This is a genomic window from Pseudomonas sp. MC6, assembly GCF_054790575.1.
Map to the genome: position 1 here is coordinate 3873083 of NZ_CP186504.1, position 13625 is coordinate 3886707.

Genomic DNA, 13625 nt, shown 5'->3' on the forward strand with positions numbered 1-13625 from the left:
CTAACTATCCAACCTGAGCACGGCAAGGAAGGCTTCTTGTGGAATTTCCACGTTGCCGACCTGCTTCATGCGTTTCTTACCGGCCTTTTGCTTCTCGAGCAGTTTCTTCTTACGGCTGACGTCACCACCGTAGCATTTGGCCAATACGTTCTTTCTGAGCGCCTTGACGGTTGTCCGGGCAACGATCTGACCGCCGATGGCGGCCTGAATGGCTACGTCGAACATCTGACGAGGAATCAGTTCTTTCATCTTCTCGGTCAACTGGCGACCTTTGTAGTGCGAGTTGTCACGGTGCACGATCAATGCGAGGGCATCGACCTTGTCGCCGTTGATCAGCACATCCAGTTTCACCAGATTAGCCGATTGGTAGCGATCGAAATGGTAATCCAGCGAAGCATAGCCACGGCTGGTGGATTTGAGGCGGTCGAAGAAGTCCAGCACCACTTCGTTCATCGGCAGGTCGTAAGTGACTTGCACCTGATTGCCGAGGAACAGCATGTCGACTTGAACGCCACGCTTCTCGATGCACAGGGTGATGACGTTACCCAAGTGCTCTTGCGGCACGAGGATATTGGCGCGCACGATCGGCTCGCGCATGTCTTCGATCGACGACACATCCGGAAGCTTGGATGGGTTGTCGACGTAAATCGTTTCACCGGTTTTCAGCACCAGCTCGAAAATTACCGTTGGCGCGGTGGTGATCAGGTCCAGGTCGTACTCGCGCTCGAGGCGCTCCTGGATGATTTCCATGTGCAGCATACCGAGGAAGCCGCAACGGAAGCCGAAGCCCAGTGCGTCGGAGCTTTCCGGGGTGTACTGCAGCGACGAGTCGTTGAGGGTCAGCTTCTGCAGCGCTTCGCGGAAATCTTCGAAGTCGTCGGAACTGACCGGGAACAGACCGGCGTAAACCTGTGGCTGGATGCGTTTGAAGCCGGGCAGCACTTCAACGTCCGGGGTCGAGCTCAGGGTCAGGGTGTCACCGACTGGCGCACCGTGAATGTCCTTGATGCTGGCGATGATGAAGCCCACTTCGCCAGCCTTCAGGTCAGCGGTAGCGGTGTGCTTCGGGTTGAACACGCCCACGCTGTCGACCAGATGGATCTTGCCGGTGGACTTGACGAGGATCTTGTCGCCCTTCTTCACGCGGCCATGACGCACGCGCACCAGGGAGACAACGCCCAGGTAGTTGTCGAACCAGGAATCGATGATCAACGCTTGCAGCGGATCCTCGATGTTGCCGGTTGGCGCAGGGATGGTGTGCACCAGACGTTCGAGCACTTCGTCGACACCCAGGCCGGTCTTGGCGCTGCAGGTGACGGCGTCGGTGGCGTCGATGCCGATGATCTTCTCGATCTCGTCCTTGACGCGGTCAGGATCGGCCTGCGGCAGGTCGATCTTGTTCAGCACCGGCATGACCTCGAGGCCCTGCTCGATGGCGGTGTAGCAGTTGGCCACGGACTGGGCTTCAACGCCTTGACCGGCATCGACCACCAACAGTGCACCTTCACACGCTGCCAGGGAACGGCTGACTTCGTAGGTGAAGTCGACGTGACCCGGGGTGTCGATGAAGTTCAGCTGGTACTTGATGCCGTCTTTGGCGGTGTAATAAAGGGTGACGCTGTGGGCCTTGATGGTGATCCCGCGTTCACGCTCCAGATCCATGGAATCCAGTACCTGGGCTTCCATTTCACGCTCGGCCAGGCCGCCGCACATCTGGATGAAGCGATCGGCCAGCGTCGACTTGCCATGGTCAATGTGGGCGATGATGGAGAAATTGCGGATATGACTCAAATCACTCACGGATCAACACTCAAAAAGGCTGCAGGCATAGCCCGCCGAAAAATAGCCGGGAATTGTACCTGATACACGGCGCAAGCGTCACGTTCGCCTGTCACCCGGATTGCATGCAAAAACGCCCCGATCTGTCGACCGAGGCGTTTTCAAGTTTAAAGCGCAGGTCAAAGTGCGCGCATCAACCGGCTCGTCGCAGCAACCAGACACCCGCCAGCGCACAGACGCCGGCCGGTACCAGCACCGCGAACAGCGGCGAGAAACCGAACACCAGGCTCGACGGGCCGAGCAAATCCTGGACGATACGGAAGGTGAAGCCCACCAGTACGCCGGTGAACACACGCTGACCGAGGGTTACCGAGCGCAGCGGACCGAAAATGAAGGAGATCGCCATCAGCACCAGTGCTGCGGTCACCAGCGGCTGCAACACCTTGACCCAAAATGCCAGCCAATAGCGGCCGTTGCTCAGGCCCTGCTCGGACAGATAGTGGATGTAGCCCCACAAACCACTGATCGACAGCGATTCCGGTGCCATGACCACGGTGCTCAGCAATTGCGGGCTCAGGGACACGTCCCAGCGCTCGGTAGGCGTATTCACGACTTCAGTGCTGCGCTCATGAAACTTGGTGGTCGCCACATCCGTGAGCTGCCAGTGATTGCCATCGAACTCAGCCTTTTTGGCGAAGCTCGAACTGAGCAGATGGCGCTCCTTGTCGAAGTGATAACGAGTCACCCCGTACAGCAAGCCGTTCGGTTGCACGGCGTTGATGTGGATGAACTCTTCACCCTGGCGGTGCCACATACCGTGCTTGGCGCTTTGCGCGTCGCCGCTGCCCTGCGCCAGCGAGCGATTGGCCTGGGCCATGCTTTCGGTCGCCGGAGCGACGTACTCGCCGATCAGCACACCGGCCAGCATCAGCACCAGCATTGGCTTCATGACGGCCCAGACGATCCGGCCGATGGACACGCCTGCAGCGCGCATGACCGTCAGCTCACTGCTGCTGGCCAGACTGCCGAGACCGATCAGGCAGCCGATCAATGCGGCCATTGGCAACATTTCGTAGAGACGGCGCGGCGCGGTCAGCAATACAAAGCTCAGAACATCGACCAGCGTGTAGGTATCGCTGACGTCGCCCATCTCATCGATAAAGGCAAACAAGGTCGCCAGACCGAGAATGATGGCCAGCACGGCGATAATCGCCATGAACACGCTGCTGCCGATGTAGCGGTCGAGTTTAACCACGGGCCACCTCCAGCGCTGCAGAGCGACGGCTGGCCATCTTCAGGCGCAGCGGCTCCCAGTAGAGCAGGCCGAGACCGATGATCAGGAAGATCGCATGCACCCACCACAGGCCGAGGGCCGGCGGGATCTTGCCCTTCTCGAGGGCGCCGCGGGCGGCAATCAGGATGGTCAGGTAAGCCATATAAAGAAGAATCGCCGGCAGCAGCTTGAGGAAACGCCCTTGGCGCGGATTGACTCGCGACAGCGGCACCGCCATCAGGGTCACGATAAATACCAGCAGCGGCAGGGACAAACGCCATTGCAGTTCGGTTTTCGAGCGGATGTCATCGCTGCCCAGCAGAGACGAGGTCGGCATGGCGTCACGGTCGGTGACTTCTTCGCTGACGTCTGGCTTGGGCAACAGCACACCGTAGGTTTCGTAATGAATGGCGCGGTAATCGGCCTGCCCCGGGCTGCCGTCGTAGCGATAGCCGTTATCGAGGATCAGATAGCGATTGCCATCGGGGCGCACTTCCTGACGACCGCCTTCGGCCACCAGCACGGAAATCCCGCGATCCTTTTGATCAGCTCCGAGGTTTTTCTGCGAAATGAATACGCTACCCAGATTGACGCGATCGTCGCTCAACGTCTCGGTGTAGGTCACCCGCGTACCGTCACGCAGGGCCTGGAAACGTCCCGGTTCGAGGGTGTCGAATTCGGTCAGCGCGTCCTGCTTGTTCAGCAGCAACTGGAACTGGTTGGCGCCTTGCGGGGCCAGGCCAAGGCTCAGCCATGCCACGACCAGTGCAACCAGGGTTGCCGGGAACAGGGTCATGCGAAACAGCTTCTGCTGGCTCATGCCGGTGGCCGAGAGCACGGTCATCTCGCTTTCCAGGTACAGGCGACCGTACGCCAGCAGGATGCCGAGGAACAGGCCCAGCGGCAGAATCAGTTGCAGGAAACCCGGCAGACGAAAGCCCATGATCAGGAACAAAGAGCCCGGATCGAGCTGGCCGGCAGCGGCCTGCGCCAGATATTTGATGAAGCGACCGCTCATGATGATGACCAGCAGCACGGCACTCACGGCGCTGAGGGTCAACAGGACTTCGCGGGACAGATAACGGAAGACGATCAAACCAGACACTCCAGGGTTGTCAGGCTAAGGCGGCCAAACACGCAAACACATCGACCGGCCCGCAACGCAGAGCCGTCGAAAAAAGATGCGGCATTATCCTGTGATTGGGGGCGCCTGTCACTGCGCACACTCATCCATGTCTGTAATCCTTTGCAGATCGTACAACCTAGGGGGCGTTCTCAATTAGTTTTCACACCGCGCCGGGTCTGCTGTTGTGCAGGGCAAGGCGCGAGAAGCGTGGTTTGGTCATTCCAAATAAGCTTCGAGCAACGCAGCCCTGCACAACAGCAGGCCCGGCCCTTCGGGTTGTGCCTTAAAGCCGGCCAGTCTGCGTTGCAGGCCTTGGAAAGGGAACAACCATTCCCAGCGGCCTGCGCCTTGCCTGGCTGGCTTTAAGGCGACAACGCGGTGTGAAAACTAATTGAGAACGCCCCCTAGGGTTGTCAGGCGCGGGGAGCGAGGTTCAAACTGCGGCCCTTGTCGCAGGCTTTGGCCTGCGCCTCTTCTATCTATAAGCAGGCGACTGCGGACACCGTCGAACGCCTGCGTGTTGACCATTCATTCAGGGATCCGGACATGGAACTGGTTGTAAAAAGCGTTAGCCCAGAAACGTTGAAAACCGCCACCCTGGTGGTTGCTGTCGGCGAAGGCCGCAAACTCGGCGTCGCCGCCAAACAAGTCGACGAACTGAGCGGTGGTGCAATCAGCGCCGTCCTCAAGCGTGGCGATCTGTCCGGCAAAGTCGGTCAAAGCCTGCTGCTGCACAGCCTGCCGAACCTCAAAGCCGAGCGCGTGCTGCTGGTCGGCGTGGGCAAGGAAGAAGAGCTGGGCGACCGTCCGTTCCGCAAAATCGTTGCCGGCATTCTCAATACCCTGAAAAGCCTGAACGGCAGTGACGCCGTGCTGGCGCTGGATGAAGTTATTGTTAAAAACCGCGATAGCTACGGCAAAACCCGCCTGCTGGCGGAAACCCTGGTGGACGGCGAATACACCTTCGACCAGTTCAAGAGCCAGAAAGCCGAACCGCGCGCCCTGAAAAAAATCACCCTGCTGACCATCAAGGCTGCCCAAGCTGAAGTGCAGCGCGCCGTGAACCACGCTACTGCGATCGCCAACGGCATGGCCTTCACCCGCGATCTGGGCAACCTGCCCCCGAACATCTGCCACCCGACCTTCCTCGGCGAACAAGCCAAGAATCTGGGCAAAGAGTTCAAGGATCTGAAAGTCGAAGTCCTCGACGAAAAGAAAATCAAATCCCTCGGTATGGGTTCGTTCTACGCCGTCGGCCAGGGCAGCGAGCAACCGCCGCGCCTGATCGTCATGCAATACAACGGCGGCAAGAAATCCGAGAAGCCGTACGCACTGGTCGGTAAAGGCATCACCTTCGACACGGGTGGTATCAGCCTGAAACCAGGCGCCGGCATGGACGAAATGAAGTACGACATGGGCGGCGCGGCCTCCGTGTTCGGTACCCTGCGTGCCGTGCTTGAACTGAAACTGCCGATCAACCTGGTGTGCATCCTCGCCTGCGCCGAGAACATGCCTAGCGGCAACGCGACCCGTCCGGGCGATATCGTCACCACCATGAGCGGCCAGACCGTGGAAATCCTCAACACTGACGCCGAAGGCCGTCTGGTGCTGTGCGATGCGCTGACCTACTCCGAGCGCTTCAAGCCACAAGCAGTGATCGACATCGCCACCCTGACCGGCGCTTGCGTCGTTGCCTTGGGCGCTCACACCTCGGGCCTGCTGGGTAACAACGACGAACTGATCGACCAGTTGCTCAGCGCCGGTAAAGCCGCTGATGACCGTGCCTGGCAATTGCCGCTGTTCGACGAATACCAGGAGCAACTGGACAGCCCGTTCGCCGACATCGCCAACATTGGCGGGCCGAAAGCCGGCACCATCACGGCTGCATGCTTCCTGTCGCGCTTCACCAAGAACCTCAACTGGGCGCACCTGGACATCGCGGGCACCGCATGGACCAGCGGCGGCAAGGACAAGGGCGCCACTGGCCGTCCAGTACCGTTGCTGACCCAGTACCTGCTGGATCGTGCCAAAGCCTGAACCCGCTGATGGGCGGCGTCACTTTCGGGTGACGCCGCCTGCTGCTCTGGAACCGCAATGACCAAAGTCGACTTCTATATCCTGCCCAGCGCCGATCCGTCGGCTCGCCTGGACTTTGCCTGCAAGCTCACCGAGAAAGCCTGGCGCATGGGGCACCGCATCTACCTGCATTGCAGCGATGCAGCTCAGCGCGACGATCTCGATGCGCGCCTGTGGGCATTCAAGGGCGAAACGTTCGTGCCGCATGGCCCTGCCGACAGTGAGCCGGACGGTTGGATCGTTTTGGGCCTGGGTGACGACTGCGGTCAGCATCAGGATTTACTGGTCAATCTCGACCTGAAAGTCCCGGCCTTCGCCAGCAAATTCGCCCGGGTGGCGGAAGTGGTGGTGGAGGATCCGACGATTCGGGCGGCCGCGCGGGAGAGTTTCCGTTTCTACCGCGAACAGGGCTATCCTCTGCAAGATCACCGTTTACAGCGACTCTGAGCATTCCAATGGACACTCCGAAACCGCAGCAAAAGTCCGCACACCTGCTGGACGATCTCGAATCGATCCGCCAGCTGCTCGGCGATGACAACCTGCAACCGCCACTGTTGACCGATACGGTCGACGACGGTGAGCAGGAACAGATTCCGATGTTGTTTGATTCGGTAGGCAACGAGCCGGCCGCTGTCGAACCACCCCCCGCGCCAGCCCCGACACCTGCCGCGCAACCAGCGGCACCTGTGAATAAAGGTCCGGACGCTCTGCTCCACCTCGACAGCGAACTGCGCGCCGCCGCGCAATTGATCATGCAAGACGTGATCGACGACTTCGCTCCGCACATCGAAACCGAAATCAAACGCCGCCTCGATGCACGCATGGAACGCCTACTCGCCGCAGCTACGAGCGGCAAGCTTTAAGCTGCAAGCCAGAGCTAAAACAAACCTGCCACTCTCTTCTTGCAGCTTGTGGCTTGTAGCTTGCAGCTGTCCCCGCGGCTATACTCGTCGGCTTTTCCTGAATTAATGCCAATAGGGTCCCGCCGCGCATGGATAAGACCTACCAGCCGCACGCCATTGAAACTTCCTGGTACAACACCTGGGAGTCCGAGAACTACTTCGCCCCGCAAGGCGCGGGCGACTCCTACACCATCATGATCCCGCCGCCGAATGTCACCGGCAGCCTGCACATGGGTCACGGTTTCAACAACGCGATCATGGACGCCCTGATCCGTTTCCGCCGCATGCAGGGTCGCAACACCCTGTGGCAGCCGGGTACCGACCACGCCGGTATCGCCACGCAGATGCTGGTGGAGCGTCAACTCGAGGCCCAAGGCCAGAATCGCCATGATCTGGGCCGCGAAAAATTCCTCGAGAAAGTCTGGGAATGGAAGGATCAGTCCGGCGGCAACATCAGCCGTCAGATCCGCCGCCTCGGCTCGTCCGTTGACTGGAGCCGCGAACGCTTCACCATGGACGACGGCCTCTCGGAAGCGGTTAAAGAAGCCTTCGTGCGCCTGCACGAAGACGGTCTGATCTATCGCGGCAAGCGTCTGGTCAACTGGGATACCAAACTGCACACGGCGATTTCCGACCTCGAAGTGGAAAACCACGACGAGAAGGGTTTCCTGTGGAACCTGAAATACCCGCTGGCCGACGGCGCGAAAACCGCTGAAGGCAACGACTTCCTGATCGTCGCGACCACCCGTCCGGAAACCATGCTCGGCGACTCCGCCGTTGCGGTGAACCCGAACGATGAGCGCTACCAAGCCCTGATCGGCAAATTCGTCGAGCTGCCACTGGTTGGCCGCCGCATCCCGATCATCGCCGACGATTACTGCGATCCTGAATTCGGCACCGGCTGCGTGAAAATCACCCCGGCCCACGATTTCAACGACTACGAAGTCGGCAAGCGTCACAACCTGCCGTTGCTGAACATCTTCGACAAGAACGCCAACGTGCTGCCGGCAGCGCAGGTGTTCAACCTCGACGGTACGCTGAACGACAGCATCGACGGCAAGATCCCGGCTGAATACGCCGGCCTCGAGCGTTTCGAAGCGCGCAAGCAGATCGTTGCCGCATTCGATGCCGCCGGCCTGTTGGTCAGCGTCAACGACCACGGCCTGAAAGTGCCGAAGGGCGACCGCTCCGGCACCATCATCGAGCCATGGCTGACCGACCAGTGGTACGTGTCGACCAAACCGCTGGCCGAGCCGGCGATTGCTGCCGTTGAAGACGGTCGCATTCAGTTTGTGCCGAAGCAGTACGAAAACATGTACTTCTCGTGGATGCGCGACATCCAGGACTGGTGCATCAGCCGTCAGCTGTGGTGGGGTCACCGGATTCCGGCCTGGTACGACGAGTCGGGCAAAGTCTACGTCGGTCGCGACGAAGCCGAAGTGCGTGCCAAGCACAACCTCGGCCCCGACGTTGCGCTGCAACAGGACAACGACGTACTCGACACCTGGTTCAGTTCCGGCCTGTGGACGTTCTCCACCCTGGGCTGGCCTGAGCAGACCGAGTTCCTGAAGAAATTCCACTCCACCGACGTACTGGTGACGGGCTTCGACATCATTTTCTTCTGGGTTGCCCGGATGATCATGCTGACCATGCACCTGATCAAGAACGAGGACGGCACCCCGCAGGTGCCGTTCAAGACCGTTTATGTGCACGGTCTGGTGCGCGATGGCCAGGGCCAGAAGATGTCCAAGTCCAAGGGCAACGTCCTTGACCCGCTGGACATCATCGACGGTATCGAGCTGGAAGAACTGGTGCAGAAACGCACCTCGGGTCTGATGCAGCCGAAACTGGCGAAGAAGATCGAGAAGCAGACCCGCGACGAGTTCGCCGACGGCATCGCCAGCTACGGCACCGACGCCCTGCGCTTCACCTTCTGCTCGCTGGCTTCGACCGGGCGCGACATCAAGTTCGACATGGGCCGCGTTGAAGGCTATCGAAACTTCTGCAACAAGATCTGGAACGCCGCGCGTTACGTTCTGGACAAGGGCGAAGACTGCGGCCAGAACGGCGAAGCCTACGAGCTGTCGCTGGCGGACCGCTGGATCATCTCGCAGTTGCAACGCACCGAAGCCGAAGTGACCCGTCAATTGGATCAATTCCGTTTCGACCTCGCTGCACAAGCGCTGTACGAGTTCATCTGGAACCAATACTGCGACTGGTATCTGGAACTGTCCAAGCCTGTGCTGTGGGACGAGAACGCGCCGGTTGAACGTCAGCGCGGTACTCGCCGTACGCTGGTTCGCGTACTGGAAGTGGCGTTGCGTCTGGCGCATCCGTTCATGCCGTTCATCACTGAAGAAATCTGGCAGCGCATTGCGCCGCTGGCCGGCATTCAGGGCAAGACGATCATGCTGCAAGCGTGGCCAGTGGCCAACGAAGAGCGCATTGATCCGGCCGCCGAAGACGATATCGAATGGCTCAAGGAACTGATGCTCGGCACGCGTAACATCCGTGGCGAAATGAACATCGGCCCGGGCAAGCCACTGCCGATCTACCTGAAGAACGTCAGCGCTGAAGACCAGCGCCGTCTGACCGAAAACGAAGCGCTGCTGAAGAAGCTGGCGCGTCTGGAATCGATCACCGTTCTGGCGGCTGGCGAAGAAGCACCGTTGTCCGCTACCGCGCTGGTTGGCGAGATGGAAGTGCTGGTGCCGATGGCCGGCCTGATCGACAAGGGCGCTGAGCTCGCGCGTCTGGACAAGGAAATCCTGCGTCTGCAGGGTGAAGTCCAGCGCGTTGGTGGCAAACTGTCCAACGCCGGTTTCGTTGACAAGGCCCCGGCTGAAGTCATCGAAAAGGAACGCGCCAAACTGGCCGAGGCTGAACAAGCCTTGGGCAAACTGGCCGAGCAGCACGCGCGGATTGCCAGCCTGTAACGGCAAATCGCATTGAAAAAGGGAGGCCCAGGTGGTCTCCCTTTTTTATTCCTGATCACCACGAATCCCTGTGGGAGCGAGCCTGCTCGCGAAAGCGGTGGGTCAGTCGACAAATCTGCCGGATGTGAAACCGCCTTCGCGAGCAGGCTCGCTCCCACAGTTTGAACGGTGTTGCCTTGAGATGTGGGACAATACCCGCCACTTTCAGCCATACCCGAATCGACCACGCCCATGAACGCCCCCCGCACACCCAAACCTGCGCGCAAAAAGCCTGACTCCGCGACCCCGGCCAAAGCCGTTGAGCCGCGTGAAAAGGCCAGCCTGCACCCGCGCAATCGCCATCAGGGTCGTTACGACTTCCCGGCGCTGATCAAGACCACGCCGGAACTGGCGAAGTTTGTGATCACCAACCCGTACGGCAAGGAAAGCATCGACTTCGCCAGCCCCGATGCGGTGCGCGTGTTCAACCGGGCGCTGCTCAAATCGTTTTATGGCATCCAGCATTGGGACATCCCGGCGGATTACCTCTGTCCACCGGTGCCGGGCCGTGCCGATTACGTGCACTTCCTCGCCGATTTGCTGGCGAGCATGAACGACGGCAAGGTCCCGCGCGGCGCGATCGTCAACGTGCTGGACATCGGCATGGGCGCCAACTGCGTTTATCCGCTGATCGGTAACAGTGAATACCGCTGGCACTTCCTCGGCTCGGAGATCGATCCGACCGCAGTGGCTGCCGCGCGAGCCATCGTTCAGTCCAACGATCTGAACAAGGTGATCCAGCTGCGTCAGCAGGAAAACCGCAAGCACATCCTGATCGGTCTGCTGGAGCCGGGTGAGCGCTTTGACCTGACCATGTGCAACCCGCCGTTCCACGCCTCGATGGATGAAGCGACCAAGGGCAGCGAGCGCAAATGGCGCGCATTGGGCAAGGCCGACCCGAAACGCAAACTGCCGGTGTTGAACTTCGGTGGCCAGTCGGCTGAGCTGTGGTGTGAAGGAGGCGAGGCGCGCTTCGTGACGCAACTGATCGCCGAGAGCGCGAACTTCCAGCATAAAGTGCTGTGGTTCAGCACCTTGGTGTCGAAAGCGTCGAACCTGCCGGCCATCGAAACCGCGCTGAAGAAGGCCGGAGTGCTGGAAAGCCAGGTCGTGGAGATGTCTCAGGGCCAGAAGCAGAGCCGTTTCGTCGCCTGGACGTTCCAGACCAAGTCCGAGCAGCAGATCTGGCGCCGCGAGCGCTGGGTTCGCTGATAGCTGCGCCGATGCTTCTGTAGGAGCTGCGGCACGCTGCGATCTTTTGATCTCGATCCTGAAAACAAGATCAAAAGATCGCAGCCTCGTTTCACTCGACAGCTCCTACAGGCGGCGTAACGCCTCGCCAAATCGCAGACACAAAAAAACCGTGCCCGGATCACTCCGGAGCACGGTTTTTTTATCGCTGCGTCTTACTTGTTCACAGCGTCGGTCAGGCCTTTGGCCACAACCAGCTTGATCACTTTCTTTGCAGGGATTTCGATGGCAGCGCCAGTCGAAGGGTTACGGCCAGTGCGGGCAGGACGCTCGGTCACTTTCAGCTTGCCGATACCTGGCAAGGTGATTTCGCCGCCGTTTTCCAGCTGATCGGCAACGATTTGGCCCAGTTGGTCCAGAGCGTTACGCGCGGTGGTTTTCGGCGCGTCGATAGCTTCAGCGATGTCGGCGATCAGTTGGTCTTTAGTAAGAGCCATGTAGTGTTCCTTCCCTATCAAATTCATATGGATTGCAGAGTGCAGTGTCAGCCATCGAGCCCGATCTTCTGGATCTGGCACCCTCGGCGATAACCACGACGAGTCGGGTTATAGATGCCGAAATCAGGGTTTGGTTCGACCTGACAAATGCTGATTGCACGCTTAACGCAGTGACTTCGCGTAAGACCGGGCAAAACTAGCACAGAGACGGGGAAATATCCGCCTCTAGCTACCCATTTGGTCAGCTTTATTGCTCTAAATCGGTAAAAAACTGCATAAGGCCGGTCGTGCGCCCCGGTTTCGCCCTACAACCCGCGCCAAAACCAGTGGTTGCGGTACACTGAGCGCTTTTTCGGGGGAGCCTGCCCTCCTCCCATCCAACAGCCGAGAAGCCCATGCCGATCCGTCATTGCATCGTCCACCTGATCGACAAAAAACCCGACGGCACGCCAGCAGTCCTGCACGCCCGTGACACGGAACTGGCCGAGTCTGCAGCCATCGAAAACATGCTCGCCGACCTCAACGAGAGCTATAACGCCAAACAGGGCAAAGCCTGGGGCCTGTTCCACCCGGAATCCGGTGCATTCCCGTTCAGCGGCTGGCTGAAGGAATACATGGAAGGCGGCAAGGATTTCACCGCGTTCAGCAGAGTCGCGGTCGAGCACCTGCAAAAGTTGATGGAAGAATCGAACCTGTCGGTCGGCGGCCATGTGCTGTTCGCTCACTATCAGCAAGGCATGACCGATTACCTGGCGATCGCCCTGCTGCACCACAGCGAAGGCGTGGCGGTGACTGACGAGCTGGACGTGACCCCGTCGCGCCACCTCGACCTCGGCCAGTTGCACCTGGCGGCGCGCATCAACGTCTCCGAGTGGCAGAACAACAAACAATCGAAGCAGTACATCTCTTTCATCAAGGGCAAGAACGGCAAAAAGGTCTCAGAATACTTCCGCGACTTTATCGGCTGCCAGGAAGGCGTCGACGGCCCGGGCGAGACCCGTACGTTGCTCAAGGCGTTCAGTGACTTCGTCGAGAGCGAAGACCTGCCCGAAGAGTCCGCTCGCGAGAAAACCAAGACCCTGGTCGATTACGCCAGCAGCCAGGCCAAACTCGGCGAACCGATGGGCCTCGAAGAGTTGTCGGAGCTGATCGACGAAGAACGCCCGAAAGCCTTTTACGATCACATTCGCAACAAGGACTACGGTCTGTCGCCAGAGATTCCGGCGGACAAACGCACCTTGAATCAATTCCGCCGCTTCACCGGCCGCGCCGAGGGCCTTTCGATCAGCTTTGAAGCGCACCTGCTGGGCTCGAAGATCGAATACGACGAAGAGGCTGGCACCCTGGTGATCAAGGGCCTACCGACCTCGCTCACCGATCAGCTGAAGCGCCGTAACTGATGCTCGGCAATGTGCTGAAGAAGGTCGCGCTGGTTTTGCTGGTGGTCGTGGTTTATCAGAACTGGGGCAAGATCGAGCGGGTGTTCAACCCCTCACAGATGGTTACAGAGCAGACGCGCGCGCAGGCTAACGTCGTGCTCTACGCCACCGACTGGTGCGGCTACTGCAAGCAGACCAAACGCTTTCTCGACAGCAAGGGGATTCCCTTCAAGGAATTCGATATCGAGAAGGATGCCGAGGCACGCAAGGCGTATGAGGCATTGGGGGGGCGCGGGATTCCGCTGATCGACGTTAACGGCACGTTGATTCGCGGGTTTGACCCGGACGAGATTCTCGCCGCTCTGAAATAACAGCAAGATCAAAAGATCGCAGCCTGCGGCAGCTCCTACATAAGATTTGTGTAGGA

General features: G+C 59.5%; 11 protein-coding genes. 7 read left to right on the plus strand and 4 right to left on the minus strand.

Features of this window, described 5'->3' with window-relative positions:
* The 3 genes from lepA to lptF all read right to left on the minus strand — a co-directional run bounded on the left by lepA (window position 1) and on the right by lptF (window position 4148).
* Window positions 1-1800: a translation elongation factor 4 gene (gene lepA / locus ACOYXE_RS17430; RefSeq protein WP_016986097.1), complete on the minus strand. Its 1800-nt coding sequence runs from the start codon at window positions 1798-1800 to the stop codon at window positions 1-3.
* Between the two features lie 172 nt (window positions 1801-1972).
* Window positions 1973-3034 carry an LPS export ABC transporter permease LptG gene (lptG, locus tag ACOYXE_RS17435; RefSeq protein ID WP_160056065.1) on the minus strand — a complete coding sequence of 354 codons (1062 nt, stop codon included), beginning with the start codon at window positions 3032-3034 and terminating at the stop codon, window positions 1973-1975.
* On the minus strand, window positions 3027-4148 hold the full coding sequence (gene lptF / locus ACOYXE_RS17440; protein WP_160056063.1) for an LPS export ABC transporter permease LptF: 1122 nt from the start codon (window positions 4146-4148) through the stop codon (window positions 3027-3029). The genes lptG and lptF overlap by 8 nt, the downstream gene beginning before the upstream one ends.
* Window positions 4149-4724: 576 nt before the next feature.
* Here lptF and ACOYXE_RS17445 point away from each other — a divergent pair.
* The 5 genes from ACOYXE_RS17445 (at window position 4725) to rlmF (ending at window position 11343) form a co-directional block, all read left to right on the plus strand.
* Window positions 4725-6215 carry a leucyl aminopeptidase gene (locus ACOYXE_RS17445; protein ID WP_160056061.1) on the plus strand — a complete coding sequence of 497 codons (1491 nt, stop codon included), beginning with the start codon at window positions 4725-4727 and terminating at the stop codon, window positions 6213-6215.
* Between the two features lie 57 nt (window positions 6216-6272).
* Window positions 6273-6701: a DNA polymerase III subunit chi gene (locus ACOYXE_RS17450; protein WP_160056059.1), complete on the plus strand. Its 429-nt coding sequence runs from the start codon at window positions 6273-6275 to the stop codon at window positions 6699-6701.
* 8 nt (window positions 6702-6709) lie between these two features.
* A complete protein-coding gene (locus ACOYXE_RS17455; RefSeq protein WP_160056057.1) occupies window positions 6710-7117 on the plus strand; it encodes a DNA polymerase III subunit chi in 408 nt (135 codons plus the stop codon).
* 128 nt (window positions 7118-7245) lie between these two features.
* Entirely contained in the window at window positions 7246-10092 is a 2847-nt protein-coding gene (locus ACOYXE_RS17460) for a valine--tRNA ligase (protein WP_160056055.1), read from the plus strand.
* A gap of 231 nt (window positions 10093-10323) precedes the next feature.
* On the plus strand, window positions 10324-11343 hold the full coding sequence (rlmF, locus tag ACOYXE_RS17465; protein ID WP_371042400.1) for a 23S rRNA (adenine(1618)-N(6))-methyltransferase RlmF: 1020 nt from the start codon (window positions 10324-10326) through the stop codon (window positions 11341-11343).
* Window positions 11344-11537: 194 nt separating this feature from the next.
* Here the strand turns inward: rlmF and ACOYXE_RS17470 are convergent, their stop codons facing one another.
* Window positions 11538-11819 (minus strand): HU family DNA-binding protein, encoded by a 282-nt coding sequence (locus ACOYXE_RS17470; RefSeq protein WP_003221909.1) that lies wholly within the window; start codon window positions 11817-11819, stop codon window positions 11538-11540.
* 395 nt (window positions 11820-12214) lie between these two features.
* Between ACOYXE_RS17470 and yejK the strand changes: the two genes are divergently transcribed.
* Window positions 12215-13219 carry a nucleoid-associated protein YejK gene (gene yejK, locus ACOYXE_RS17475; RefSeq protein ID WP_460926343.1) on the plus strand — a complete coding sequence of 335 codons (1005 nt, stop codon included), beginning with the start codon at window positions 12215-12217 and terminating at the stop codon, window positions 13217-13219.
* Complete coding sequence (locus ACOYXE_RS17480) at window positions 13219-13569, plus strand: glutaredoxin family protein (RefSeq protein ID WP_150729530.1); 351 nt, start codon at window positions 13219-13221, stop codon at window positions 13567-13569. Before yejK ends, ACOYXE_RS17480 begins: the two co-directional genes overlap by 1 nt.
* The last annotated feature ends 56 nt before the right edge of the window (window positions 13570-13625 follow it).